We start from the raw sequence: 25246 nt of genomic DNA, 5'->3' as shown, positions 1-25246 counted from the left end.
GGATCAGAACAGGGTGTACCGCTGTGTCAGCGGCAGTTCGGACACGGGGTGGTCGGCCCCGTGCGGGTCGACCTCGCGGCCGTCGATGGTCACCCGGAAGGTCTCGGGGTCGACGGAGATGTCGGGCAGGGTGGTGTTGTTGGGCATGTCGGCCTTTGCCACACCGCGGGTGTCGCGTACCGCGGCAAGGCGGCGGCGCAGCCCCAGCCGGCCGGCCAGGCCGTCGTCGAGCGCCGCCTGCGCGACGAAGCTCACCGACAGGTGGGGCGCGCTCGCCGCGGTGGCGGCCAGGCCGCGGCGCAGCAGCATCGGCTGGGCGGTGGGGATGGCGGCGTTGGGATCGCCCTGCGGTGCGTGGACGACGGCTCCGCCCTTGACCACGGCGGCGGGCCGGATCCCGAAGAACGCGCGGTCCCACAGCACGAGGTCGGCGAGCTTGCCGGGTTCGACCGACCCGACCTCGTGGTCGATGCCGTGCGCGACCGCCGGGCAGATCGTGTACTTGGCGACGTAGCGCCGGGCGCGCTCGTTGTCGGCGGGCAGCGCGGAGTGGACGCCGTGGCGCGCCTTCATGACGTGGGCGACCTGCCAGGTGCGGCAGATGACCTCGCCGATGCGGCCCATGGCCTCGGCGTCGGAGGACGTGATGGACATGGCGCCGATGTCCTGGAGGATGTCCTCGGCCGCCATGGTGGTGTCGCGGATGCGGGAGTCCGCGAACTGCACGTCGGCCTCGACGTCGGGGTTGAGGTGGTGGCAGACCATCAGCATGTCGTGGTGCTCGGCCACCGTGTTGACGGTGAACGGCAGGGTCGGGTTGGTGGACGCCGGCAGCACGTTGGGCTGTCCGGCGAGCACGATGACGTCGGGGGCGTGCCCGCCCCCCGCCCCCTCGGAGTGGAAGACGTGGATGCCGCGCCCGCCGATCGCGGAGATGGTGTCCTGCACGAACCCGGCCTCGTTGAGGCTGTCGGCGTGCAGGGCCACCTGGAGGCCGTAGTCGTGGGCGGCGCGCAGGGCGGCGTCGATGGCGGCCGGCGTCGACCCCCAGTCCTCGTGGACCTTGTACCCGGCGGCGCCGCCGAGCGCCTGTTCGGCGAGCGCGGCGGCGCCCACGGTGTTGCCCTTGCCCAGCAGCAGGAGGTTGACCGGGACGTCGTCGAGGGCGCGGTGGACCATGGCGAGGTTCCAGGGGCCGGGGGTGGCCGTGGTGGCCTTGCTGCCCTCGGCCGGCCCGGTTCCGCCGCCGGCGACGGTGGTGGTGCCGGTGGCCAGCGCCTCGTGCAGGGCGTCGGTGTTGAGGAGGTGCACGTGGGTGTCGACCGCTCCCGCGGTGAGGATGCGGCCCTCGCCCGCCAGGACCTCGGTGGAGGGGCCGATGACCAGCCGGGGGTGCACGCCGTCCTGGATGTCGGGGTTGCCGGCCTTGCCCACCGCGGTGATGCGGCCTTCGCGCACCCCGACGTCGGCCCGCACGATGCCCCAGTGGTCGAGCACCACGACGTTGGTGATGACCAGGTCGAGCGCGCCCTCGGCCCGGGGCAGGGTGGCCTGGAGCATGGATTCGCGGATGGACTTGCCGCCGCCGAAGACGGTTTCGTCGCCGCCCACGCAGTGGTCGTGCTCGACCTCGATCCACAGGTCGGTGTCGCCCAGGCGCAGCTGGTCGCCGGTCGTGGGGCCGTAGAGGGCGGCGTAGTCGGCGCGCGCGATCTCACTCACCGGACACCGCCTCGCGGCGGATCCGGATGCCGGGCACCTCGCGGCGCCCGGCGAGGGCCACCGCGGTCACCCGCTTGACGTCGTTGGGCTGGAAGCGCAGGGAGGTCCCGGCGGGGATGTCCAGCCGGAAGCCGTCGACCAGCGCGCGGTCGGGGGTCTCGCCGGGGTCGTCCTCGGCGAAGAAGACGAGCGCGGCGTTGGTGTCGGCGAGGTGGATGTGCGATCCGATCTGGACGGGGCGGTCGCCGTCGTTGCGGACGATGACGGCGCGCTTCTCGCGGCCGGCGTTCAACTCGACGGTGCCGGGGCGCACGCGCAGCGCGCCGGGCGGTTCGGCCGCAGGGGCGGCCGGGGCGTCGAGGGGGTCGTCGGCGGCGGCGGGCCGGATGGGGTGGCTGAGCGGGATGAGCTTGCGGCCGTCGGGGAAGGTGGCCTCGACCTGGAGGTCGGGGATCATCTCGGGCACTCCGGCCATGACCTGCTCGGCGTGCAGCACGTGCACGCCCTCGGCCATCAGCTGCTCGACGGTGGCGCCCTCGCGGGCGCGCTCCATGGCCCAGCAGGACAGCAGGGCGACGGATTCCGGATGGTTCAGCAGCACACCGCGCTCAAGGCGGTCGCGCGCCACCATCCCGGCCACGCTCAACAGCAGTTTCTCGGTATCGGCCGGAGTCAGGAACACATTTCCCTCCACCACGTGTCGGAGCGGCTGAACGGCTGAGCGCTGTCAGGCCATGCTGGCCGATCACGCCGAAACGCCGTTTCCCGGGAGTTACGACCCGGTTAAAAGGGACGCTTGACGTCGGCTGGGGGTCGGCGGAGGAGACGACCCGGCGCCCGCGGGTCGTGGCCCTCCGTGATCGACGCTGCGAACGTAACACGGCGCCGCGGGCACGCGCCGGGACAATCCACAACCCGTCCCGCACATCGGTCGTGTACCGAGAACGGCGGCGCCCCGCGCAGGATCGCGCGGGGCGCCGCGGCAGTGAAGGCGTGTGCGCCTATCCCAGGCCGAGCAGGGGCTCCAGGCCGATGGTCAGCGGGTCGGGCAGGCCGGCGACCTCGCGCACGCCCAGCAGCACACCGGGCATGAACGACGCGCGGTTCATGGAGTCGTGCCGGATCGTCAGGGTCTCGCCGTGCGTACCGAAGACGATCTCCTGGTGGGCGATCAGGCCGGTGATGCGCAGCGCGTGGACGCGCACGCCGTCGATGTCGGCGCCGCGCGCCCCGGGCACCTCGGCCGTGGTGGCGTCGGGCATCGCCGGCGTGCCCGCGTCGCGCCGGGCCGCGGCCACCAGCTCGGCGGTGCGCGACGCCGTGCCGCTGGGCGCGTCGGCCTTGTTCGGGTGGTGCAGCTCGATGATCTCGGTGGACTCGAAGTAGGGCGCCGCGAGCTTCGCGAAGTGCATCATCAGCACCGCCGCGACGCCGAAGTTCGGCGCGATCAGCACCTTCGCGCCGGGGTGGGCGTCGAGCAGCCCGCGCAGCTCGGCGAGCTTGGCGTCGTCGAACCCGGTGGTGCCGACAACGGCGTGGATCCCCTGCTCGATCAGCCAGCGCAGGTTGTCCATGACGGCGTCGGGGTGGGTGAAGTCGACGACGACGTCGGCGCCGCGCACAGCGTCGCGCTCGTCGGCGGCATCGATTCCCGCGACCAGCTCTGTGTCGTCCGCCCCCTGGACGGCCGCGACGACTTCGGACCCCATGCGCCCGTGGGCGCCGAACACTCCTACCTTGATCACGGGGTTCACCGTACCGGAGGACGCGCGCCGCATCGGCTGCACCCGCCGGACGGCGGGCGCGTGCGTTTCCCTTTCACGCTCACCTCCTCACTCCGCTCCACCGGCCCCGCGAACAGGGGAGTCTCCGGCCAATGGCGGCGCCGCCTCCGCACGCTCGTCGGCTCGCCGTTCCGCGCCCCCACGTCACGAGAGTCAGGCGCGGGCGACCAGGAGCGCGAAGTCGCCGGCCGGGTCGGTCCACCAGTGCTCCAGGGCGAAGCCCGCGCGGTCGAGTTCGCCCGCCACGCCCGCGCGGCGGAACTTCGCCGAGATCTCGGTGCGCACCTCCTCCCCCGCGGCGAAGTCGACCGCCAGGTCCAGGGCGCCCACGCGGACCCGCATAGGGGCCCGGGCGCGCAGCCGCATCTCCATCCATTCGGCGCCGGGGTCCCACACGGCCACGTGGTCGAAGGCGCAGGGGTCGAACCGCGCGTCGAGCTCGCGGTCGACCACGCGCAGGACGTTGCGGTTGAACTCGGCCGTCACCCCGCGGGCGTCGTCGTAGGCGGCGACCAGCCGTGCGGGGTCCTTCACCAGGTCGACGCCGAGCAGCAGCGTCTCTCCGGGCCGCAGGGTGCTGTGCAGGTCGCCGAGGAACGCCGCGCGCGCCGCGGGGACGAGGTTGCCGATCGTGGAGCCGAGCACCGCGACGGTCCGGCGGCCCTCGGCGGGCAGCAGGTGCAGGTGGCGCTCGAAATCGGCGACCACCGCGTGCACCTCCAGCCCGGGGTATTCGGCGGCGATGCGGCCGGCGGACTCGACGAGGAAGTCGCCGCTGACGTCCACCGGCACGAACCGGCGCAGGGTCCCGGCACCGCGCAGGGCGTCGAGCAGCAGCCGGGTCTTCTCCCCCGACCCCGCCCCGAGCTCCACGAGCGTGTCGGCCCCGGTGGCCCGGGCGATCTCCGGTGCGTGCCGGACCAGGATCGCCCGCTCGGCGCGCGTCGGGTAGTACTCCGGCAGCCGGGTGATCTCCTCGAAGAGGACGCTGCCGCGCTCGTCGTAGAACCACTTGGGCGGCAGCGCCTTGGGGTGTCCGGCCAGGCCGTCGGCGACGTCGCGGCGCAGCGCCTTGGCCAGGTCGTCGGGTGTCAGGTGGTGGTCGATGCGGATCACCGGGCCCCCCGCCCTTCGTCGATCGCGGTGATGGCCGTTCCCGTGCGGTCGGCGGTGACCAGGTGGCCGTCGGGTACCCGCTGCCAGGCGGGGTCGTCGTCGAGGGGTTCGGACGCGATCCACACGCCGCCGGGGCGGCGCAGGGTGTAGAAGGTGTCCCCGGAGGCGGTGGCGGCCAGGCGCTCCCCATCGGCGGCGAGCAGGTTGTAGCGGCCGGCCGAGCAGTCCCGCGCCTCGCGGACGACGGCGGCCAGGGCGGACCCCAGCGGCTCGCCCTTGCGCCACAGCCGCATCGCGTGTGCGAAGAGCGGTGCGGAGTCCACGGGGGTGCGGGCGTCGAGCACCCCGGCTGGCAGCGGAGTGGTGAGCCGGTCGGCGAGGGCGCCGTCGTCGGCGACCGCCCCGTTGTGGCTGAACAGCCAGGTGTCGCCGCGGAAGGGCTGGGCGCACGACTCGTCGGCGCCGAACCCCGGTGTCGCGTCGCGCACCGCCGCCACCACGCAGCCCGAGCGGATCACCCGGGCGGCGTCGGCGAAGGAGGAGTCGCCCCAGATGGGCATGGCGCGGCGGTAGCGCAGTGGGGCGGCGTGGCCGGGGTCGTACCAGCCGACCCCGAAACCGTCGGCGTTGACGGTCCCGTGCGCCTGCTCGCGCGGCGCGTAGCTCTGCACGTGCAGTGCGTGCGGCGGCCCGAAGAGCAGGTCGTGCAGCCCCACGGGCGCGCCGAGGTAGGCGAGGTGGCGGCACATCAGGCCGCCTCCGCGTCGCGGGCGAGCCGGAATCCGGTGAAGATCTGGCGGCGGACGGGCAGGTCCCAGTTGCGGAAGGTCCCGCGCACCGCGGTGGGGTGGGTGGCCCAGGAGCCGCCGCGCAGCACCCGGTAGTCGCCGCCGAAGAACACCTCGGAGTACTCCCGGTAGGGGAAGGCGCGGAACCCCGGGTAGCCGGTGAACCCGCTGGAGGTCCATTCCCACACGTCGCCGATCAGCTGCTGCACGCCCGAGGGCGAGGCCCCGGCCGGGTAGGCGCCGACGGGTGCCGGGCGCAGCAGGTGCTGGCCGAGGTTGGCGTGGCGCGACCCCGGCTCCTCGTCGCCCCACGGGAAGCGGAGCGACGTGCCCCTGGCGGGGTCGTATCGGGCCGCCTTCTCCCACTCGGCCTCGGTGGGCAGCCGCCGGCCGGCCCAGCGGGCGTGCGCCTCGGCCTCGTGGAAGCAGACGTGCTGGACGGGCTCGTCGGGCGGCACGGGCTCGACCCGGCCGAAGCGGCGGCGCCACCAGTCGCCGCCGTCCCGCCGCCAGAAGGCCGGCGCGCGCTTGCCCGACCGGCTCCGCCACTCCCATCCCGCCTGGCTCCACCAACGGGGGTCGTCGTACCCGCCGTCGGCCATGAACGCGAGGTGGGCGGCGTTGGTCACGGGGTGGACGCCGATGTGGAAGGCGCCGACGTGCACGGTGTGGGCGGGCCGCTCGTTGTCGTAGGACCACGGGTCGCCGGTGGTGCCCATGGTGAAGGGGCCGGCCTCGATCAGCACCTCGCCGCCGGCGGCGGTGCCGGCCGCGGCCTCGGGGTAGGGGCGGTCGGCGAGCACCGGGTGGCCGCGACGGAGCTGGTGGGTGGCGAGCATGGTCTCGTCGTGCTGGTGCTCGTGCTGGATCACCATGTGGTAGACGAAGCCGCCGCCGCTAAGCGGGTCCGCCGGGTCGAAGGTCTCGCGCTCCAGCGCGTCGAGCACGCGGGCGCGGACCCGCGCGTTGTAGTCCTGGGCCTCCTCCGGCGACAGCAGGGGGAGCGAAACGCGGCCGGCGCGGGGGTTCTCGAAGGCGTCGTAGAGGATGTCGATGTCGGGGCGCAGCGCGTCCTGCCCGGCGGCCGCCCGGACGAGCCACTGCTCCTCGTAGTTGCCGACGTGGGCGAGGTCCCACACCAGGGGCGACATCAGCGGAGAGTGCTGGCCGACCAGCTCCGCCGCGTCGAGCGCCTCGACCGTCAGCCCGTGACTGCGCCGCCGCCCCTGGTCGAGTTCGTCGGCGATCCGCCGCCGCAGCCGTTCGGCGGCGGCCGGATCGGCGGCGCCGGGCTCGCGCGCGGGGCGTCCGGAGCCGCCCCCTCCTGCCGCGTCAGTCCTCGTCACGGCCCCTCCTCCCATTGCCGGCCGGACGCGGTCGCCCGGATCCTGCGGTCCGGCCGGGCCGCCCGGCCCGCGACGCGCTCGCGTGTGCGGGGCTCATGCCGGGACCTCCTGGGTGGGCTCGGTGTCGGCGGGGCAGCGCCCGCGCTCGATGAAGTTCTCGCGGTAGGAGTCGACGAGCAGGGCCAGCTCACCGGCGTCCATGCGCCTGAGTGCGGCGCTCGCCTCCTCGAAGCAGGTGCGGGCGGCCGCGGCCAGGCCGGGGTCGCTGAGGGCGTCGCGGGCGGCCGCGGCCCATTCGCCGCGGCCGGGATCGGCGCCGCTCCACAGCCGGTCGGCGGCCGCCTCGGCCGCGTCGCTGGCCGCCGGGTCGTCGAAGAGCGCCGCCGCGACGGCCATGGGAACGGGCCACCAGGCCAGCGGGAGCGCGTCGATCATCCGCAGCTCCAGCCAGCCTCGGGGCCGCACCGGCGGGAAGAGCGTGCTCAGGTGGAAGACCAGGTCGTCGTGGGTCGGGCGGCCGTGGTGCCCGCCGCCCAGCCACTCCCGGAACGACATCCCGGGCGCGACCTCCCAGGGCACGCCGTCGCGGCGGATGGCCATGACGCCGGCGTCGAGCGCGTAGCCCGCCCAGGCGCCGGCCGGGTCGTCGGAGCCCGGCGGCCGGGCGGGCCGGGTCCGGGTGTGGTCGATGGCGTCCCACATGGCCCAGCGCGTGGAACGCCACCCGGTGGGGCGGCCGCGGAACACCGCGGAGTTGGCGAACGCGGCGACGAACAGCGGTCCGAGCCGGTGGGCGAGCCGCCAGCGGCGGGCGGCGTCGGCGGCGTCGGCCCCGATGTCCAGGCATACCTGGAGCGAGGCCGTGCTGCACATCATGGTGCGGCCGCCGCGGCCGCCGCCCAGGTCGAAGAAGCGCTCCATCGCGGCGTAGCGCGGCACGGTGAGCCGGCGGACGGGCGGGCGGAACCTGTCGATGCCGCGGCCTTCCAGGCACAGGCCGGCGGCGTCGAGGTGCTTTCGGATGTGGGCGATGTCGGCGGCGAGTGCCGCGTGCGCCGAGGCGGGCCCGTTGAGGGGCGGCGAGCTGAGCTCCAGCTGCCCCCCGGGCTCGTAGCTGACCGCGCTCCCGTTGGGGGGCGGCCCTGCCTGGTCGACCAGGCAGGAGACGAGGTCGAGGGCGACGGGTTCTTCGGGGCGGGTGGGATCGGTGATGAGCCATTCGGTTTCGGCACCGACGGATCCGGGCGGGCCGGTCTTGAAGCAGATGCCGCGGATGTACTCGTGGACGTCGTTCTCGGTGAGGTACCGCATCGGTCGCTCCTTCGAGTGGCGCACGATTTTTACTGCCCGGGTTGGGGCCCGCCCGAACATCGGGTATCCCCCGAGTGACCGAAACCCCATCCCACCCGTCCGCCCGGCCACAGCCGCCGTCAGGAACCCCAGGACCTGACCGCGGATCCGCCGCTTCAGCCGCGCCACGTCCAGTCGCGGATGTCGGGCGCGTCGTCGCCGTACTCGCGGGTGTGGGTGCGGCACCGCAGCCGCTCGTCCTGCATGTGCTGGCGCAGGCGGGCGGCCTTCACGCTCAGCCCCGGGACGCGGTCGATGACGTCCATGACCAGATGGAACCGGTCGAGGTCGTTGAGCATGACCATGTCGAAGGGGGTGGTCGTCGTCCCCTCCTCCTTGTAGCCGCGCACGTGCAGGTGGTCGTGCCCGGTGCGGCGGTAGGTGAGCCGGTGGATGAGCCACGGGTAGCCGTGGAAGGCGAAGATGACGGGAGCGCCGGGGGTGAACAGCGCGTCGTAGGCGCTCCCGGCCAGCCCGTGCGGGTGCTCCTCGGCGGGCAGCAGCCGCATGAGGTCCACGACGTTGACGACCCGCACGCCGAGCCCGGGCAGGTAGTCGCGCAGGAGCTGGGCGGCGGCCAGGGTCTCCAGTGTGGGGACGTCGCCCGCGCAGGCGAGCACGACGTCGGGTTCGCGGCCCGCGTCGGTGCTCGCCCATTCCCAGATCCCCACCCCGCGCGCGCAGTGGGCGATGGCCCGGTCCATGTCCAGGTAGTCGGGGGCGGACTGCTTGCCGGCGATGACCACGTTGATGTAGTCGCGGGAGCGCAGGCAGTGGTCGGCGGTCGCGAGGAGGGTGTTGGCGTCCGGCGGCAGGTAGACGCGGACGATCTCGGGCTTCTTGTTGACGACGTGGTCGATGAAGCCGGGGTCCTGGTGGCTGAACCCGTTGTGGTCCTGGCGCCACACGTGCGAGCTGAGCAGGTAGTTCAGCGAGGCGATCGGCCGCCGCCAGGGCAGGTCCCGGCTGACCTTGAGCCATTTGGCGTGCTGGTTGACCATCGAGTCGACGATGTGCACGAACGCCTCGTAGCAGTTGAAGAGGCCGTGCCGGCCGGTGAGCAGGTAGCCCTCCAGCCACCCCTGGCACAGGTGCTCGCTGAGCACCTCCATGACGCGGCCCTCGGGCGCGAGGTGGTCGTCGCCGGCCACCCGGTCCAGGTCCCAGGCGCGGTCGGTGGCCTGGAAGAGCTCGCCGAGCCGGTTGGACGCGGTCTCGTCGGGGCCCATCACCCGGAAGTCCGCGGGGTTGGCGGCCATGACGTCGCGCAGGAACCCGCCGAGCACCCGCGTGGCCTCGGAGGAGGTGCGGGCGGGGGAAGGGACCTGGACCGCGTGGTCGCGGAAGTCGGGCATGGCGAGGTCCCGCAGGAGCAGTCCCCCGTTGGCGTGCGGGTTCGCGCTGATCCGCAGCGGCCCCTCGGGGACCAGGGCGGTGCTCTCGGGCACCGGGGCGCCGTCGCCGTCGAACAGCTCCTCGGGGCGGTACCCGCGCAGCCACTCCTCCAGTATGCGGAGGTGGGCGGGATCGGAGCGCACATCGGTCAGGGGCACCTGGTGCGACCGCCAGGTCCCCTCGATCCGCACGCCGTCGACCTCGCCGGGTCCCGTCCACCCCTTGGGGCTGCGCAGCACGATCATCGGCCAGCGCACCTCGCCCGTCGGCCCGCTCTCGCGCGCCCGGCGCTGGAGGTCGGCGATCTCGTCGAGGACGATGTCGAGGACCGCGGCCATCCGCTGGTGCATCGCCTCGGGGTCCGCGCCCGAGACGACGTAGGGGCGGTAGCCGTGCCCCTCCAGCAGCGCCGCGAGGTCGCGCTCGGGGATGCGCGAGAGCACGGTGGGTCCGGCGATCTTGTACCCGTTGAGGTGCAGGATGGGCAGCACGGCGCCGTCGCGCACCGGGTCGGCGAACCTGCCGGCGAACCAGCTGCCCGCCAGCGGCCCGGTCTCGGCCTCGCCGTCGCCGATGACCGCGGCGACCACCAGGTCCGGGTTGTCGAAGGCGGCCCCATGGGCGTGCGCGAGCGAGTACCCCAGCTCACCGCCCTCGTGGATGGACCCCGGCGTCTCGGGCGCGGCGTGGCTGGGGACGCCGCCGGGGAAGGAGAACCGGCGGAAGAGCCGGCGCATCCCCTCCGTGTCGCGGCCGACCTCGGGATAGGTCTCGCTGTAGGTGCCGTCGAGCCAGGCGGTCGCCACCGCCGCGGGCCCGCCGTGCCCGGGCCCGATGATCCACATCATGTCCGTGCCGCGGCGCCGGACCTGCCGCGAGAGGTGGGCGTAGACGAAGTTCAGCCCGGGCGTGGTGCCCCAGTGCCCCAGGAGCCGGGGCTTGATGTGCTCCGGCCGCAGCGGCTCGCGCAGCAGGGGGTTGTCCATCAGGTAGATCTGGCCGGCGGAGAGGTAGTTCGCCGCGCGCCAGTACAGGTCGATCCCATTCAGCTCATCGGATGCCAGGCTCCGCCCGCCGATGGGCGCCGCCGCTGCCGCCGTCGTGATCGCCGCCATGCCCTCTCCCGCTTCCCCTGTCAGCTGCGTGCTTCCCCTCCGCTGCCCAGCCGCGGCCTCCTCACACGGGCCGCGTCGCGCGGTCCGTCCCGGCGAGACGCGCGGGGAGGCCGCGTCCGTGTGACCACACCGTCGCGGGCGGTAGGTTGGCCGACAATGAACACGCGATCGGAAGACCCCAACGAATCGACCACCCCGTCGGCGGCGGACGGTGCTTCCGCCGCTGCCGGACCGGACAACGGCGAGCCCGGTTCGCCGGCCGCGCCCGAGGCCGGCGACACCGCCGAGGAGCGCGCCGGTGCGGCCGAGCCCGCCGGCGCGGAGCCGGACGACGACTCCGGCGACGACCCCGAGGGGGAGCGCTACGCCGACAGCGGCTGGCCCGCCGCGGCGCCCCGGACCGCGGGGGTGTTCTCGGCCGAGACCTTCGCCATCGCCGCGGTGCTGCTGGTGGGCGCGTCGCTCATCGGCACCCGGCTGGCGGAGATGTGGGCGAGCGTGCGCTCGGCCGACCAGCTCTCCGCATTGACCGCGATCATCCTGGGCGACGGCGGGACCGCCCTCCTGGGCGCCGTACTCGGCGCGCTGGGCCTGGTCCTCGCCAACGCCGACACCCGGCCGTGGGCGCGCTGGGCCGCCATGGCCGCCATCGTGGTGGGGCTGCTCTTCGTGGTGCTCTCGGTGACCACCTATCTGATGGTCCCGCCGCCTGCCCCGCCGTCGCCCTTGGGGATGTGAGCCGGCGACCGCGCCGGCTCCGCCCCGGTTCCCCGGTCCCCTGCCGTCCGGCCCCGCCCGTCACCGTCACGGCGGGCACCGGGCCGGGGCACCCGCCTTCCACCTGCCAACGGGCGCCCGTCCTCGGGACGGGCGCCCGACGCTTTCCGCGGCCCGGCCCCGGCCGTGGGGCACCGTTGGAAATTCGCCGATAACACCCTGTTGACAGGATGGTTACGTTCCCGTACTTTTCGAGCATTGGAAAGCGCTTCCCATGGTTCGTGGAGGCACGGCGCCGCCTCACCGGACCGACCCGCCCCGCGGGCCGCTGAAGCCCGCGCACCACCCCGGCCCGACGGGGACCGGGGCCATGGCGGAACGCGGCCGCCCCACGCCGCGCCGCCCACTCCCCCGGCCCGGACCACCACCGGGCACCCCCACCTCCCCCAAGGAGATCCGCACCATGCGGACCAACGTGAAGCAGCACCTCTCCACTCTCCGAACGCGCACCGTCGCCGCCACCGGGGCGCTCGCCGCCGTCGGTGCCGCCGCGGCACTCGCGGCGACGGCCCTCCCCAGCGCCGCCGACACCGCCGGCGACGCCCCCCTCGTCGGCTCCCCGGTCGGCTGGGCCAGCCAGAACGGCGGAACCACCGGCGGCCAGGGCGGCCCGACCGTCCGGGTGACCAGCGGCGGCGCCCTGGCCGACGCGATGACCGAGGACGGCCCGCTGGTCATCGAGGTCCAGGGATCGGTCGGCCTCGACGGCATGAACGACGTCTCCTCCGACAAGACCGTGATCGGGGTCGGCTCCAACGCCGCGATCACCGGCGGCGGCATCGACGTCGACGGCGCGAGCAACGTCATCATCCAGAACATCGCCTTCAGCGGCTGGGACGACGACGCGATCAACGTGCAGGACGGGTCGACCAACGTCTGGATCGACCACAACAGCTTCACCAACGGCCACGACGGCGCGACCGACGTCAAGCGCGAGTCCGACTACGTGACGATCTCGTGGAACCACTACTTCGACCACGAGAAGACCGCGCTGCTCGGCCACTCCGACGGCCACACCGCGGACATCGGCAACCTGCGCGTCAGCTACCACCACAACTACTTCGAGGGGACGGAGTCGCGCCACCCGCGCGTGCGCTTCGCCGACCAGGTGCACGTCTACAACAACTACTACCAGGGCAACGCCGAGTACGGCGTCGCCTCCACCATGAACGCCGGCGTGATCGTCGAGGGCAACTACTTCGAGGACGTCGACAACCCCACCCACGTGGGCTACGCGGACTCCGACCCGGGCCGGATCGTCGAGCGCAACAACGTCTACGACAACTCCGGCGCGCCCGAGGCCGCGGGCAGCGTCGCCGCGGTCCCCTACCGGTACACGCTGGACGACCCGCGGAGCATCCCGGGCATCGTCCGCGGCGGCGCCGGTCCCGGCAACCTCTGATCCGGCCGCTACCGCCCCCGCCCCGGGGGGAGCGCCCACCGCACCCTCCGGGGTAAGCGCTTACCGACACCCGCGCCGGCCCGGCCGGCGACCCGGCCGCCTCTTGGCGGCCGGTGTCAGCCGGCGGGCCGGCCCGTGGCGTTCCCGGTCGCCGGGCCGGCCGGGCGCACCACGGGCCGGTGCACCACCTCGTCGATCACGGTGAGGGTCTGGGTGGCGGTCACCCCCGGCAGGGACTGGAGCCGGGTCAGGATGAGGTCGCGCAACTGGTTGGTGTCGGCCACCCGGACGAGCAGCACGATGTCGGCGGAGCCCACCACGTACCAGCAGTACTCGATCTCCGGGTAGGACGACAGGATCTCCCTGTTGGCCCGCCAGTCGGGCTGGCTGCCGGAGATCAGCACCAGGGCGGTGACGTCCAGGCCCATCCGGGAGTGGTCCGGGACCATGGAGTAGCCCCGGATCACGCCGTCCTCCGTCAGCCGCTTGATGCGGTTGTACGCGGTGGCACGGGACACGTTCGCCATGGCGGCGATCTCGGTGATGCCGGTCCGGGCGTCATCGGCGAGCGCGCCGATGATGACCTCGTCGGTCGGATCGGGGAGCCGGGCCGGCCGTCCCCGCCCCAACCGGTCGCGCGCGTGCCCCTGCTCGTCCCCGTTTGCCATCGGCCACTCCAGACCCCTAGACGAATAAGCAACGAAGTACCAGCAACCGGCGCATCCGTCCACCGGGTACCGGCCGCGTTTCCCAACCCGTCACGGCACCGGCCCGGCCGTCGCCCGGCCCGCCGGCGCGGCAGCCCGGCCCCCACTCGCGCGGTGTCGCCCGCTCAGCCTGCGGGAGCGCCTCAAGGCGCCGCCCTTCCTCGTCACACCGTCCCTCCGGCTCGCTCGATGCTCCCCGCTCGGCCTGTGGGGCGGGCCGGGCCCGCCGCCTAGCATGGATGGCCTGTCCCCCTGCGCCCCGCGGGGCGCCGCCGCGAGGAGAGTCCCCCATGCCCGTCCCTGCGGAGGTCCGCGACAGGACCCGAGGGTTCCTGCCCGCCGGGGCCGAGATCCGCTACATCTTCCCGGCATCGTGGAACGAGTCGATGTACTTCGTCTTCGTGGTGACCGACTCGGCCATCACGGTCCTGCTGAACAGGTTCTGGAGCCGCACGCGGCCCAAGAGCATCTGGCACGTCTTCCCGCGGACCGTGCGGATCGGGCCGGTGCACACGCACCTCATCCCGACGTTCGACCTGGGCGGGCACACCTTCGAGGTCGACGAGGAGTACGTGTCGGTCATCAACGCCTGCGACGCCGAAATCGCCGGGCGGTCGGCGCTCCCGCCCGATCCCCTGCCGGATCTGTGATCAGACGCGCCGTTCGTCACGAGTGTCCGATCGTCCGGTTCGCCCCTCGTTACCGACGGTGATTTTCGACATGAGCGCACCGAATACGCTTTCCGGTGCGCATCCGTATCGACTTTTCGCCCATATCTAGCGTGATTGTCGATGTATTGCCGACAATCGTCCCACGACCGTCTCGACCGTCGCCCGCCGCGACGGTCGCGACCGACCGGCCGGGGAGGCGCTCGACATGCACACCACCGATCCGCCGGACGCCGGGATCCGGCCCGCCGCAGGCGGCCTCCCGGCGGAACTGGGCCGCCGCCTGTACCGCGACATGCTCGCCACCCGCCTGCTCGACACCGAGGCGATCGCCCTCCAGCGCCAAGGCGTCTTCCCCGCCTACGTGTCCGTGCGCGGGCAGGAGGCCGCGCAGGTGGGCAGCGCCGCGGCGGCCGAGCGGGGCACGGACTTCGTCTTCCCCACCTACCGCGAGATGGGCGTCGCGCTGACCCTGGGCGTGGACATGGCCGGCTACATGGCCAGCCACCGCGCCCTGTGGCACGGCGGCCTCTACGACCCGATGGCCTCGCGCTTCGCGCCCGTCAACGCCGTCGTCGGCGGGCCCGTGCCGCACGCGGTGGGCTGGGCGGTGGGCGAGCGCCTGCGCGGGGGAGGCGGCTGCGCCCTCTCCTACTTCGGCGACGGCGCCAGCTCCGAAGGAGACGTCCACGAGGCCATGAACTTCGCGGGGGTCTACGGCGCCCCCGTGGTGTTCATCTGCCAGAACAACCGGTGGGCGCTGTCGGTGCCCAACGAGCGGCAGATCGCGGGCGGGTCGGTCGCGGCGCGGGCCGCGGGCTACGGGATGCCCGGTGTCACGGTCGACGGCAACGACGCCGCCGCGGTGCACGCGGCCACCCACGAGGCCCTGGAGCGCGCCCGCAACGGCGAGGGGCCGACCCTCATCGAGGCGCTGACCTACCGGCTCGAACCCCACTCGACCTCCGACGACCCCGGCCGTTACCGCGACCCCGCCGAGGAGCGCGCCTGGCGCGGGCGCGACCCACTGCCGCGCCTGCGCCGCGAACTGGAGCGCGCCGGCCACGCCGGAGCCGCGTTCTTCGCATGCGCCGAAGCCGAGGCCCGGGCCGACGCGGAGCGGATCCGCGACGCCGTGAGCGCCGCCCCGGAACCGCCCGGGACCGACATGTTCGCCTACGTCCTGCGCGAGCCCACGCGGGAGCTGGCCCGGCAGCAGAGAGTCTGGCACGAGGAGGTCGAGGCGTGACCGATCTGGTGGTCGACCGCGAAGCACAGGCGCCCTGCACCGAGCTGACGATGCAGCAGGCCATCAACCTGGCCCTGCGCACGGCGCTGGCCGAGGACCCCGCAACGCTGGTGTTCGGCGAGGACGTCGGCCGCCTGGGCGGCGTCTTCCGGGTGACGGACGGCCTCCAGGCCGCCTTCGGCGAGCAGCGGGTCTTCGACACCCCGCTGGCCGAATCCGCCATCGTCGGACTGGCGGTGGGGCTGGCCATGAACGGGTTCCGGCCCGTTCCCGAGCTCCAGTTCGACGGCTTCGCCTACCCGGCCGTCGACCAGATCGTCAACCAGATGGCGCGCATGCACTACCGCTCGCGCGGCACCGCGCCCATGCCCATCACGCTGCGGCTGCCCAGCTTCGGCGGCATCCGCGCGCCCGAGCACCACGGGGAGAGCCTGGAGGCGCTGTTCGCCCACGTGCCGGGGCTCAAGGTCGTCGCCCCGGCCGACCCCGACCAGGCCCACCGGCTGCTGCTCCAGTCGATCCGCGCCGACGACCCGGTCGTGTTCATGGAGCCCAAGGCCCGCTACTGGGAGCGCGGCCCGGTGTGCGCCGGCCCCGGAGCGGAGGACGGCGGACCGGTCCCCGATCCGGTCGGGACCTGCCGGGTCGTCCGCCGCGGGCGGCACGCCACGCTGGTGGCGTGGGGCGCGATGGTGGGCCGCTGCCGCAAGGCGGCCGAGCTCGCCGCGGAGGACGGCGTGGACCTGGAGGTCGTGGACCTGCGCTGGCTCAAGCCGATCGACGCCGACGGGCTGGCCGCCTCGGTGTCGCGCACCGGGCGGGCGGTCGTGGTCCACGAGGCCCCGCTGACCGCCGGGCTGGGCGCCGAGGTCGCCGCCCTGGTCACCGAGCGGTCCTTCCGCGACCTCACCGCGCCCGTGCAGCGGGTGACCGGCTTCGACGTACCCTACCCCGCGGGTCCGCTGGAACCGCAGTACCTGCCCACCATCGACCGCATCCTGCTCGCGGTGCAACGGACCCTGGAGTTCTGACGATGGCCGAACAGACGTTCCTGCTGCCCGACCTCGGCGAGGGGCTGGTCGAGGCGACCGTCCTGGCGTGGCTGGCCGCTCCCGGCGACCGGATCGACCGCAACAGCCCGCTGGTGGAGCTGGAGACCGCCAAGTCGGCGGTCGAGATCCCCTCGCCGCACGCGGGCGTCGTGGCGCGCCTGCACGCGGCCGAGGGCGACACCGTCGCCGTCGGCGACCCGCTGGCGACCTTCGAGGCGGAGCCGTCGCCGGGCATCGTCGGCACCGTTCCCGCCGAAGAGGAGCCGGTCCGCCGGGTCCGGCTCAGACCGCCCCCCGAGTGACGCGCCCCCGTCGCATCCGGCCCGCTCCCGGGTGCGGCGGCACGACCGCCGGCGCCCCGCGTGCCCCCGCCCGTTCGACGACGACCCCGGAGGTGGACCGTTGTCCCACCCGCCCGCCGGCGATGCCCCGCTGCACCACACCGCGACCCGCGGCAGCGGGGTACCCGTGGTGCTGCTGCACGGTTTCGGGACCGACCACCACGCGAACTGGGTCCGCACCGGCTGGGACAGCGCCCTGGCCGGGCTTCCGACCGTCGCCGTGGACCTGCGGGGCCACGGGGGCAGCGGGCGCCCGCACGAGGCCCGGGCGTATGCGCCGGAGGCGATGGCCGACGACGTCGTGCGGCTGCTGGACGTCCTGGGCATCGAACGGGCCGACCTGGTGGCCTACTCGATGGGTTCACGGCTGGCCTGGGAACTGGCGCTCACCCGGCCCGAGCGGGTGCGGCGCGCGGTCCTGGGCGGATTCGGTCCCGATGACGCGTTCGCCGGCACCGACCTGAACTCCCTCGGCTCGGCGCGTACCCCGTTCGGCCGCGTCTACCGGGCGGCCGCCGCCCTGCCCGGGGCCGACCCCGCCGCGCTGGCCGCCTGCGCCCGCGGACAGGCGGCGCACCCCTTCACCGCGTCCCCGGCCCCGCGCGGCGTGCCGTTGCTCTTCGTGGCCGGCGAACACGATGACCTGGCCCGGGGGGTCGAGGATCTGGCCCGTGCCACCGGCTCGGACGTGGTGCGGATACCCGGGCGCGACCACCGGACCGCGGTGTCGGCGCAGGCGTTCAAGAAGAGCACGGTGGAATTCCTCGCGCGCGGGGCGCATTCGGACGCTCCGGACCGGCTCGACTGACCGGTATCGGTCACCCGGCGGTCACGCAACGCTGCGGTCCGAATCGAACGCGAATTGCCGGTGCGTCACCCGGCGACCAGGAGATACGGGCGCGCGCCGCCAGCGGGAAAGTGTCGCGGGTAACGTCCGTTTCGCTCCGCTCTCGCCTTCATAACAACCTTTCACCATGGATTGGTGACAATTCACCGAACGGCTATCGTCCGGCATCAGAACCCGGTGAGCGCGCCCGACGTGTGGGCCGCCCACGGGCCGAAGGGGAGTGAAGAGTGAACCGGAAGCTAGCCGCCAAGTTCGCCGCCATCGCGGCGGCCGGCGTCGTGACCCTGGCCATGACGGCCTGTGACAGCCCCCAGGGCGGCGATGAAGGCGGAGACGCCTCGGGCGAGGGCGGCGGCCTGCGGGTCGGCCTCGCCTACGACGTCGGCGGCCGGGGCGACCGGTCGTTCAACGACTCCGCCTACCGCGGGCTCGAACGCGTCCAGGACGAGCTGGGCATCAGCGCCGACGACGTGCAGGACTTCGAGCCCCAGGAGGGCGAGTCCGACGTCGACAAGGAGGAGCGCCTGCGGCTCATGGCCGACGAGGGCTTCGACGTCGTCATCGGGGTCGGCTTCGCCTACGCCGAGCCCATGCGGGCGGTCGCGGCGGAGGAGGCCTACGCCGACGTCGATTTCGCCATCGTCGACTCCGAGATCGACGACCTCGACAACGTCACCAGCCTGGTGTTCACCGAGGAGCAGGCGTCGTTCCTGGCCGGGGCCGCGGCGGCGCTGAAGACCGAGGAGGACCACGTCGGCTTCATCGGCGGCGTCGAGACCCCGCTGATCCAGAAGTTCGAGGCCGGGTACGTCGCGGGCGCCCAGGAGATCAACCCCGACATCGAGATCGACATCTCCTACCTGACCCAGCCGCCGGACATGGCGGGCTTCTCCGACCCCGCGCGCGGCAAGTCCACCGCCGAGGGCCAGTACGACTCCGGCGCCGACGTCATCTACCACGCCGCCGGCGCATCGGGCAACGGCGTCCTGGAGGCCGCCACCGAGCAGGAGCGGCTGTTCATCGGCGTCGACAGCGACCAGTACGAGTCGGCGACCGACGAGCAGAAGCCGTTCGTCGTCACCTCGGCCCTCAAGCAGGTCGACACCGCCGTGTTCGAGTTCGTGCAGTCGGTGGCCGACGGCGAGGCCCAGTCCGGCATCCAGCGGTTCGACCTGGCCAGCGGGGGTGTCGACTACTCCACGGCCAACGAGGAGCAGATCGGCGACGTCCAGGAGCAGCTCGACGAGCTGAAGCAGCAGATCATCGACGGCGAGATCGAGGTCCCGACCGAGCCGTAGAGTGGCTCGGTCCGATGACAGCGGCGCCGGGATCCAGGGAGCGTGCCCTGGTCCCGGTGCCGCGGCGCGTCACAGCGCCCCACATCCGCCGCCGCCGGCGGGCAGATCCTCACCGGGCGGCGGCCACCAGGAAACCTAGGAGTCGGATGAGCAGCACGCCATCGGGCGGCGGGGAGGCACCTCCCGCCGCCGTTGAGCTGCGCGGGATCACCAAGCGGTTCCCCGGGGTCGTGGCCAATCACGACATCGACATCACGGTCGCCCCCGGCACGGTCCACGCGATCGTGGGCGAGAACGGTGCCGGGAAGTCCACCCTCATGAAGACCCTCTACGGCATGCACCGGCCGGACGAGGGCACGATCGCGGTCCACGGCGCGCCCGTGCGGCTGAACTCCCCCTCCGACGCCATCAAGCACGGCATCGGGATGGTGCACCAGCACTTCATGCTCGCGGACAACCTCACCGTCATGGAGAACGTGGTGCTGGGGGCCGAGGGGCGCCACGGCATCGGCGCCAAGGCCCGGGAGGTCATCGCGGAGCTGGGCCGGCGCTACGGGATGGGCGTCGACCCCGGGCTGCTCATGGAGGACCTCGGTGTCGGCGACCGCCAGCGCGTGGAGATCCTCAAGGTCCTCTACCGCGGCGCGGGGATCATCATCCTCGACGAGCCGACGGCGGTCCTGGTCCCCCAAGAGGTCGAGGAGCTGTTCGACAACCTGCGCGAGCTCAAGCGCGAGGGACTGACGGTCATCTTCATCTCGCACAAGCTCGACGAGGTGCTGTCGGTCGCCGACGAGATCACGGTGATCCGCCGGGGCACCACGGTCGCCACCGTCGACCCGGGCGCCACCACGGCGCGCGAGCTGGCCACCCTGATGGTCGGCGGCGAGCTGCCGGTCCCCGAGCTTCGCGAGTCCACCGTGACCGACACGGTGATGCTGCGCATCGACCGGCTGCGGGTGACCGGGGCGGGCGGCCGCCCGGTGGTCGACGACGTGTCGCTGGAGATCCGCAGCGGTGAGATCGTCGGCATCGCCGGGGTCGAGGGCAACGGCCAGTCGGAGCTGATCGAGGCGGTCATGGGCATGCGGCCGGCCGGCTCCGGCACCATCTCGCTCGGCGGTACCGACATCACCGCGTGGTCCACCCTGGCGATCCGCGAGGCCGGGGTCGGCTACGTCCCCGAGGACCGCCACCGCCACGGCCTGCTGCTGGAATCCCCGCTGTGGGAGAACCGCGTCCTGGGCCACCAGGGCCGCCCGCCCAGCGCCAAGGGGATGTGGATCGACCGCGGCGGGGCCCGCGCCGACACCGAGCGCATCGTCGCCGACTACGACGTGCGCACGCCGGGCATCGACGTCATCGCCGACGCCCTGAGCGGCGGCAACCAGCAGAAGCTGATCGTGGGCCGGGAGATGAGCGGGGCACCGAAGGTGCTGGTCGCCGCGCATCCAACCCGGGGCGTGGACGTCGGCGCGCAGGCCGCCATCTGGGACCACCTGCGCCGGGCCCGCGCCGAAGGACTCGCCGTGCTGCTGGTCTCCGCCGACCTCGACGAGCTGATCGGCATGTCGGACACCCTGCACGTGATCCTCCGCGGCCGGCTGGTCGCCTCGGCGGATCCGATGACGGTCACCCCCGAGCAGCTGGGCTCGGCCATGACCGGGGCCGGCGCCACCGGGCCGGACGACACGAAGAACGAGGGCGGCGCATGAGGACCTCCATCTCCCCACCCATCGCCGCCGTCCTGGCCGCGGTGGCCGGGACCGGTGTCACCGCCGGCCTCGACCTGTTCCTGCTGGCGCCGGCGGCGGTGGCGATCGGCGTCGCAGCGGCGTTCGCCGTCGTGGCGGTGCTGACCACGGCGACGACCCCCGACGCCGGATCCGCCGTGCACCGGAGCCTGGTCGTGCCGACCGCTCTGGTGCTGTCGGTGGTGCTGGGCCTGCTGGCCGCGGCGGTCCTCGACTGGTGGCTGATCGAACCGGTCGCCTATGCGCTGGGCGGGCTGGCGGGGGCGGTGGGCGCGTTCGCCGTCCACCGGCGGCTGTCCACGCAGCTGGCGCTGGCGTTCGCCGCGGTGGCGGTGGCCGGCGTCCTGGCCCTGTCGGTCACCGCCACCGTGCTCTGGGCGAGCGGTACCGACCCCTTCCGGGCGTTCTCCCGGATGCTGGAGTTCGGCACCCGGCCCGACAACCTGGTGCGCATCATCAACGCGGGCACCACCTTCTACCTGTCGGCGGTCGCGGTGGCGATCGGCTTCAAGATGAAGCTGTTCAACATCGGCGTCGACGGCCAGTACCGCCTGGCCGCCCTGCTGGCCGCGGCGGTCGGGGGCGCCTGGGTGCTGCCGCCCGTCATCCACCAGATCGTGATCGTGCTGGTGGCGGTCGCGGTGGGCGGCTTCTGGGCGGGTATCGCCGGATACCTGAAGGTGGCGCGCGGGGTGTCGGAGGTGATCTCCACGATCATGCTCAACGCCATCGCCACCGGCATCACCGCCTACCTGCTCAACACCGACCGCCTGGCGGTCGAGATCAGCACCAACAACATCGGCACCACGCCCATCCCGGAGTCGGGGTGGGTGCCGGGGATCCCCGCGGGGTTCATGGGCGCCGACCGGGAGATCTACGGGCTGGTGGTCCTGGCCGTCGCTGTGGGCGCGGGCTACTGGACGCTGCTCAACCGCACCCGGTTCGGCTTCGACCTGCGCGCCACCGGGCAGTCCCCGACCGCGGCCCAGGCCAGCGGGGTCAACGTCAAGCGCATGGTGCTGCTGTCCATGGTGATCTCGGGGATGATCGCCGGGCTGGTCGGCATCCCGCAGCTGCTGGGCCAGTCGCACTACTACGCCCTGGACTTCCCGGTGGGGCTGGGCTTCACCGGCATCGCGATCGCGCTGCTGGGCCGCAACCACCCGGTCGGGGTGGCGTTCGCCGCGCTGTTCTGGGCGTTCCTGGACCAGGCGTCGCAGATCCTGGACATCGACGGCATCCCCAAGGAGATCGCCGTGGTCACCCAGGCGACCATCGTGCTGACCGTTGTGGTGGTGTACGAGGTCGTGCACCGCTGGGGCCTGCGCTATCAGCAGCAGCAAGTCGGTAAGGAGCTGGGCCGGGTGGAGGTGGCGTCATGAGCCAGGAAATGACCGCGGCGGCGCCTTCGGCGCCCCCGCCGCCGCGCACGGCCGCACGCACCTGGTGGCGGGTGGCGGCCCTGGCCGCCGCCGCGTTCGTGGCGCTGGCGGGCGTCCGGTTCATCACCGGGCAGCAGATGCTGACCAGCGCCGGGACGATCCAGGCCACGCTCGCCTTCGCGGTGCCGATCGGCCTGGCGGGCCTGGGCGGCCTGTGGGCCGAGCGCGCGGGCATCATCAACATCGGCCTCGAGGGCATGATGGTGCTCGGCACGTGGACGGCGGCGTACGCGGCCTACACCACGGGCAGCCCGTGGGCGGGCCTGGTGGCCGGCGTCCTCGGCGGCATGGTCGGCGGGCTGGTCCACGCGCTGGCCACGGTGACCTTCGGGGTGGACCACATCGTGTCGGGCGTGGCCATCAACATCCTCGCCGTGGGCGCGATGCGCTACCTGTCGCTGCTGTTCTTCGACGGCATCCCGGGGGCGGGCGCCTCGCAGTCGCCGCCGCTGCCGGAGTTCCCCCGGGTGGGACTGCCGTTCGTCGCCGACCTGCTGGCGCCGGTGCGCGACTCCGGCTGGTTCCTGGTGTCGGACCTGGCGTCGCTGATCACCGGTGCGACCACGGGGATGTCCGTGGTCACGCTGCTGGCGGTCCTGCTGGTGCCGGCGACGTTCTGGGTGCTGTGGCGGACCCCGTTCGGGCTCCGGCTGCGCTCCTGCGGGGAGAACCCCGACGCCGCCGAGTCGCTGGGGGTGCCGGTCTACACCTACAAGTACGTCGCCGTACTGCTGTCGGGCGGGTTCGCCGGGCTGGGCGGCGTGTTCCTGGCCATGGTCGCGTCGTCCATCTACCAGGAGGGCCAGACCGGGGGCCGGGGGTACATCGGCCTCGCCGCGATGATCTTCGGCAACTGGCGGCCGGGCGGGCTGGCCATGGGCGCCGGGCTGTTCGGCTTCACCGACGCCCTCCAGGTCCGCGGCGGCGGGGCGGCGGTCCACTCCCTGCTGCTGCTGATCGGGGTGGCGCTGCTGGCCGCCGCGGGTTGGCTGCTGTACCGGCGCTCGGTGCGCAAGGCCGTCGTCGTCGCGGCGGTGGCCGTGGCGCTGCTCGCCTGGTACGCGTTCACCGACACCCTGCCCGGTCAGCTGGTGACCTACAGCCCGCACATCGCGACGCTGCTGGTGCTCGCGCTGGCCTCGCAGCGGCTGCGGGCCCCGGCGGCGGTCGGGCGGCAATGGCGGAAGGGGTCGTCGTGACGGACACCGATGGCGCGCGGGAACCCGCGGTCGACTGGCCGCGGCTGCGCGCGGCGGCCGGCGCCGCCATGCGCCTCGCCTACGCCCCCTACTCGGGGTTCCGGGTGGGCGCGGCCGCACTGGTCGACGACGGCCGCACGGTGAGCGGCTGCAACGTGGAGAACGCCTCCTACGGGGTCGGGCTGTGCGCCGAATGCGGCCTGGTGTCGCAGCTGCACGCCACGGGCGGCGGCCGGCTCGTGGCGTTCGCCTGCGTGGACGGGCACGAGCGCCCGCTGATGCCGTGCGGGCGCTGCCGCCAGCTGCTGTTCGAGTTCGGCGGGCCCGAGCTGCTGGTGGACACCCCCGAGGGCGTGCTGCCGATGTCCCGGGTCCTCCCCCAGGCGTTCGGCCCGCACGACCTCACCCGCTGAGAGCGCCGGCAGGGCGGGCCCGGCGACGGGTCTCCGGCGGGGGTCCTCCCCCGCCGGGGCCGGTCGCACCGGGGCGCGCGAGCGCCCTGGCGCGGCCGCCCGCCTCTGGCACACTGCCCCCACCGCCCCGCTCCGCGGCCCGTCGCCGCCGCGGCCCGCCCCAGCCCTCCAGGAGGACCGGATGGACGTCATCGACATCATCGTGGCCAAGCGCGACGGCGGTGAGCTCACCCCCGGGCAGATCGACTGGGTCATCGACGCCTACACCCGCGGCGACGTCGCCGAGGAGCAGATGGCCGCGCTGAACATGGCGATCGTCTGGCGCGGCATGTCGCGTGCCGAGGTGGCCCGCTGGACCGACGCCATGCTGCGCTCCGGCGACCGGCTCGACTTCACCGGCCTGGGCCGGCCCACGACCGACAAGCACTCGACCGGGGGCGTCGGGGACAAGATCACCCTGCCGCTGACCCCCGCCGTCGCCGCGTGCGGGGCGGCGGTGCCCCAACTGTCGGGGCGCGGGCTCGGGCACACCGGGGGCACACTGGACAAGCTGGAGTCCATCCCCGGGTGGCGGGCGGAGGTCCCGCCGGAGGAGATGCGGCGGCTGCTCGGCGAGGTGGGCGCGGTGGTGTGCGCCGCGGGGAGCGGGCTGGCCCCCGCCGACCGCAGGCTCTACGCGCTGCGCGACGTCACGGGCACGGTGGAGTCCGTCCCGCTGATCGCCGGCTCCATCATGTCCAAGAAACTGGCGGAGGGCACCGGGGCGCTGGTCCTCGACGTCAAGGTCGGCTCGGGCGCGTTCATGAAGGACCCCGCCGCGGCCCGCGAACTGGCGCGGACGATGGTGGACATCGGCACCGACAACGGCGTGCGCACCGTCGCCCTGCTCACCGCCATGGACACCCCGCTGGGCCGCCGCGTCGGCAACGCGCTGGAGGTCGCGGAGGCAGTGGAGGTGCTGGCCGGCGGCGGACCGCCCGATGTGGTGGAGCTGACCGTGACGCTGGGCCGCGAGATGCTGCTGGCGGCGGGGATGGACGGGGCCAAGGACCCCGCCGACGCGCTGCGCGACGGCTCCGCCATGGACACGTGGCGGCGCCTCATCGCGGCGCAGGGCGGCGACCCCGACGCGCCGCTGCCCGTCGCCGCCGAGACCCTGGAGGTCACCGCGCCCGTGTCGGGCACGCTCACCCGGCTGGACGCCCATGCCGTGGGTGTCGCGGCGTGGCGGCTGGGAGCGGGCCGGGCGCGCAAGGAGGACCGGGTCTCCCCGGGTGCGGGGGTGACCCTGCACGCCAAACCCGGCGACACGGTGCGCGCGGGTACCCCGCTGCTCACCCTCCACGCCGACGATCCCGCCCGCTTCCCCCGCGCCGCCGAGGCACTGGAGGGCGCCTACGCCTTCGACGGCCCCGACGACCGCCTCCCGCTGGTCATCGAACGGATCGCGTGACCCCCCCGAAGCCCCCAAGCTGTGGAAA

The 25246-nt window shown here is 73.6% G+C and carries 22 protein-coding genes; 13 read left to right on the top strand and 9 right to left on the bottom strand.

What is annotated here, in order from left to right; all coding sequences use genetic code 11:
- Positions 1-3 precede the first annotated feature (3 nt).
- From ACFO4E_RS02810 to ACFO4E_RS02775, 8 genes are all read right to left on the bottom strand, one after another.
- Positions 4-1722, bottom strand: coding sequence for an urease subunit alpha (locus tag ACFO4E_RS02810; protein WP_378571236.1), 1719 nt, complete (start codon positions 1720-1722; stop codon positions 4-6).
- Complete coding sequence (locus tag ACFO4E_RS02805) at positions 1715-2404, bottom strand: urease subunit gamma (protein WP_378571235.1); 690 nt, start codon at positions 2402-2404, stop codon at positions 1715-1717. Before ACFO4E_RS02805 ends, ACFO4E_RS02810 begins: the two co-directional genes overlap by 8 nt.
- Before the next feature lie 319 nt (positions 2405-2723).
- Positions 2724-3467 carry a 4-hydroxy-tetrahydrodipicolinate reductase gene (gene dapB, locus ACFO4E_RS02800; protein WP_378571233.1) on the bottom strand — a complete coding sequence of 248 codons (744 nt, stop codon included), beginning with the start codon at positions 3465-3467 and terminating at the stop codon, positions 2724-2726.
- Positions 3468-3659: 192 nt separating this feature from the next.
- The gene (gene egtD, locus ACFO4E_RS02795; protein WP_378571231.1) at positions 3660-4622 is read right to left on the bottom strand and encodes an L-histidine N(alpha)-methyltransferase; all 963 of its coding nucleotides are present in this window, start codon (positions 4620-4622) and stop codon (positions 3660-3662) included.
- Positions 4619-5371 carry an ergothioneine biosynthesis protein EgtC gene (gene egtC, locus ACFO4E_RS02790; RefSeq protein WP_378571230.1) on the bottom strand — a complete coding sequence of 251 codons (753 nt, stop codon included), beginning with the start codon at positions 5369-5371 and terminating at the stop codon, positions 4619-4621. The genes egtD and egtC overlap by 4 nt, the downstream gene beginning before the upstream one ends.
- Positions 5371-6669 carry an ergothioneine biosynthesis protein EgtB gene (gene egtB, locus ACFO4E_RS02785; RefSeq protein ID WP_378571609.1) on the bottom strand — a complete coding sequence of 433 codons (1299 nt, stop codon included), beginning with the start codon at positions 6667-6669 and terminating at the stop codon, positions 5371-5373. The genes egtC and egtB overlap by 1 nt, the downstream gene beginning before the upstream one ends.
- A gap of 180 nt (positions 6670-6849) precedes the next feature.
- Positions 6850-8067: an ergothioneine biosynthesis glutamate--cysteine ligase EgtA gene (egtA, locus tag ACFO4E_RS02780; protein WP_378571228.1), complete on the bottom strand. Its 1218-nt coding sequence runs from the start codon at positions 8065-8067 to the stop codon at positions 6850-6852.
- A 155-nt stretch (positions 8068-8222) separates the two neighbouring features.
- Entirely contained in the window at positions 8223-10616 is a 2394-nt protein-coding gene (locus tag ACFO4E_RS02775) for a phosphoketolase family protein (RefSeq protein WP_378571226.1), read from the bottom strand.
- 156 nt (positions 10617-10772) lie between these two features.
- Here ACFO4E_RS02775 and ACFO4E_RS02770 point away from each other — a divergent pair, with 156 nt between their 5' ends.
- Both ACFO4E_RS02770 and ACFO4E_RS02765 read left to right on the top strand, forming a co-directional pair.
- On the top strand, positions 10773-11354 hold the full coding sequence (locus ACFO4E_RS02770; protein ID WP_378571224.1) for a hypothetical protein: 582 nt from the start codon (positions 10773-10775) through the stop codon (positions 11352-11354).
- 442 nt (positions 11355-11796) lie between these two features.
- Entirely contained in the window at positions 11797-12795 is a 999-nt protein-coding gene (locus tag ACFO4E_RS02765; protein WP_378571222.1) for a pectate lyase family protein, read from the top strand.
- Positions 12796-12911: 116 nt separating this feature from the next.
- Here the strand turns inward: ACFO4E_RS02765 and ACFO4E_RS02760 are convergent, their stop codons facing one another.
- The gene (locus ACFO4E_RS02760; protein ID WP_378571220.1) at positions 12912-13463 is read right to left on the bottom strand and encodes an Lrp/AsnC family transcriptional regulator; all 552 of its coding nucleotides are present in this window, start codon (positions 13461-13463) and stop codon (positions 12912-12914) included.
- A 329-nt stretch (positions 13464-13792) separates the two neighbouring features.
- On the opposite strand from ACFO4E_RS02760, the gene ACFO4E_RS02755 reads away from it, so the two are divergent.
- The 11 genes from ACFO4E_RS02755 (at position 13793) to ACFO4E_RS02705 (ending at position 25218) form a co-directional block, all read left to right on the top strand.
- Positions 13793-14152, top strand: coding sequence for a hypothetical protein (locus ACFO4E_RS02755; protein ID WP_378571218.1), 360 nt, complete (start codon positions 13793-13795; stop codon positions 14150-14152).
- Positions 14153-14378: 226 nt separating this feature from the next.
- The gene (locus tag ACFO4E_RS02750) at positions 14379-15419 is read left to right on the top strand and encodes a thiamine pyrophosphate-dependent enzyme (RefSeq protein WP_378571216.1); all 1041 of its coding nucleotides are present in this window, start codon (positions 14379-14381) and stop codon (positions 15417-15419) included.
- A 50-nt stretch (positions 15420-15469) separates the two neighbouring features.
- Positions 15470-16450 (top strand): alpha-ketoacid dehydrogenase subunit beta, encoded by a 981-nt coding sequence (locus tag ACFO4E_RS02745; RefSeq protein WP_378571608.1) that lies wholly within the window; start codon positions 15470-15472, stop codon positions 16448-16450.
- Positions 16451-16452: 2 nt separating this feature from the next.
- On the top strand, positions 16453-16773 hold the full coding sequence (locus ACFO4E_RS02740) for a biotin/lipoyl-containing protein (RefSeq protein WP_378571215.1): 321 nt from the start codon (positions 16453-16455) through the stop codon (positions 16771-16773).
- A 100-nt stretch (positions 16774-16873) separates the two neighbouring features.
- Positions 16874-17620: an alpha/beta fold hydrolase gene (locus ACFO4E_RS02735; RefSeq protein ID WP_378571213.1), complete on the top strand. Its 747-nt coding sequence runs from the start codon at positions 16874-16876 to the stop codon at positions 17618-17620.
- A gap of 266 nt (positions 17621-17886) precedes the next feature.
- Positions 17887-18957, top strand: a complete 1071-nt coding sequence (locus tag ACFO4E_RS02730; protein ID WP_378571212.1) for a BMP family lipoprotein — start codon at positions 17887-17889, stop codon at positions 18955-18957.
- 146 nt (positions 18958-19103) lie between these two features.
- Positions 19104-20672 carry an ABC transporter ATP-binding protein gene (locus tag ACFO4E_RS02725; RefSeq protein WP_378571210.1) on the top strand — a complete coding sequence of 523 codons (1569 nt, stop codon included), beginning with the start codon at positions 19104-19106 and terminating at the stop codon, positions 20670-20672.
- A complete protein-coding gene (locus ACFO4E_RS02720; RefSeq protein ID WP_378571208.1) occupies positions 20669-22093 on the top strand; it encodes an ABC transporter permease in 1425 nt (474 codons plus the stop codon). Before ACFO4E_RS02725 ends, ACFO4E_RS02720 begins: the two co-directional genes overlap by 4 nt.
- Complete coding sequence (locus ACFO4E_RS02715) at positions 22090-23352, top strand: ABC transporter permease (protein WP_378571206.1); 1263 nt, start codon at positions 22090-22092, stop codon at positions 23350-23352. Before ACFO4E_RS02720 ends, ACFO4E_RS02715 begins: the two co-directional genes overlap by 4 nt.
- A complete protein-coding gene (locus ACFO4E_RS02710; protein ID WP_378571204.1) occupies positions 23331-23765 on the top strand; it encodes a cytidine deaminase in 435 nt (144 codons plus the stop codon). Before ACFO4E_RS02715 ends, ACFO4E_RS02710 begins: the two co-directional genes overlap by 22 nt.
- Before the next feature lie 181 nt (positions 23766-23946).
- Positions 23947-25218 carry a thymidine phosphorylase gene (locus tag ACFO4E_RS02705; protein ID WP_378571202.1) on the top strand — a complete coding sequence of 424 codons (1272 nt, stop codon included), beginning with the start codon at positions 23947-23949 and terminating at the stop codon, positions 25216-25218.
- Positions 25219-25246: the final 28 nt, after the last annotated feature.

The organism is Nocardiopsis mangrovi, from assembly GCF_042653925.1.
Classification (GTDB): Bacteria; Actinomycetota; Actinomycetes; order Streptosporangiales; family Streptosporangiaceae; genus Nocardiopsis_B; species Nocardiopsis_B mangrovi.
The sequence above is the reverse complement of the archived record's forward strand: the minus strand, read 5'-3'. Positions and strand labels throughout refer to the sequence as shown.

What these genes read in the sequence shown, in the direction of transcription:
- ACFO4E_RS02750 (WP_378571216.1), top strand. Translation starts at nt 14,379, where the DNA reads ATGCACACCACCGATCCGCCGGACGCCGGGATCCGGCCCGCCGCAGGC.
- ACFO4E_RS02755 (WP_378571218.1), top strand. Translation starts at nt 13,793, where the DNA reads ATGCCCGTCCCTGCGGAGGTCCGCGACAGGACCCGAGGGTTCCTGCCC.
- egtC (WP_378571230.1), bottom strand. Translation starts at nt 5,371, where the DNA reads ATGTGCCGCCACCTCGCCTACCTCGGCGCGCCCGTGGGGCTGCACGAC.
- ACFO4E_RS02725 (WP_378571210.1), top strand. Translation starts at nt 19,104, where the DNA reads ATGAGCAGCACGCCATCGGGCGGCGGGGAGGCACCTCCCGCCGCCGTT.
- egtA (WP_378571228.1), bottom strand. Translation starts at nt 8,067, where the DNA reads ATGCGGTACCTCACCGAGAACGACGTCCACGAGTACATCCGCGGCATC.
- ACFO4E_RS02775 (WP_378571226.1), bottom strand. Translation starts at nt 10,616, where the DNA reads ATGGCGGCGATCACGACGGCGGCAGCGGCGGCGCCCATCGGCGGGCGG.
- ACFO4E_RS02770 (WP_378571224.1), top strand. Translation starts at nt 10,773, where the DNA reads ATGAACACGCGATCGGAAGACCCCAACGAATCGACCACCCCGTCGGCG.
- ACFO4E_RS02705 (WP_378571202.1), top strand. Translation starts at nt 23,947, where the DNA reads ATGGACGTCATCGACATCATCGTGGCCAAGCGCGACGGCGGTGAGCTC.
- ACFO4E_RS02745 (WP_378571608.1), top strand. Translation starts at nt 15,470, where the DNA reads ATGCAGCAGGCCATCAACCTGGCCCTGCGCACGGCGCTGGCCGAGGAC.
- ACFO4E_RS02765 (WP_378571222.1), top strand. Translation starts at nt 11,797, where the DNA reads ATGCGGACCAACGTGAAGCAGCACCTCTCCACTCTCCGAACGCGCACC.
- ACFO4E_RS02710 (WP_378571204.1), top strand. Translation starts at nt 23,331, where the DNA reads ATGGCGGAAGGGGTCGTCGTGACGGACACCGATGGCGCGCGGGAACCC.
- ACFO4E_RS02740 (WP_378571215.1), top strand. Translation starts at nt 16,453, where the DNA reads ATGGCCGAACAGACGTTCCTGCTGCCCGACCTCGGCGAGGGGCTGGTC.
- ACFO4E_RS02715 (WP_378571206.1), top strand. Translation starts at nt 22,090, where the DNA reads ATGAGCCAGGAAATGACCGCGGCGGCGCCTTCGGCGCCCCCGCCGCCG.
- ACFO4E_RS02760 (WP_378571220.1), bottom strand. Translation starts at nt 13,463, where the DNA reads ATGGCAAACGGGGACGAGCAGGGGCACGCGCGCGACCGGTTGGGGCGG.
- ACFO4E_RS02720 (WP_378571208.1), top strand. Translation starts at nt 20,669, where the DNA reads ATGAGGACCTCCATCTCCCCACCCATCGCCGCCGTCCTGGCCGCGGTG.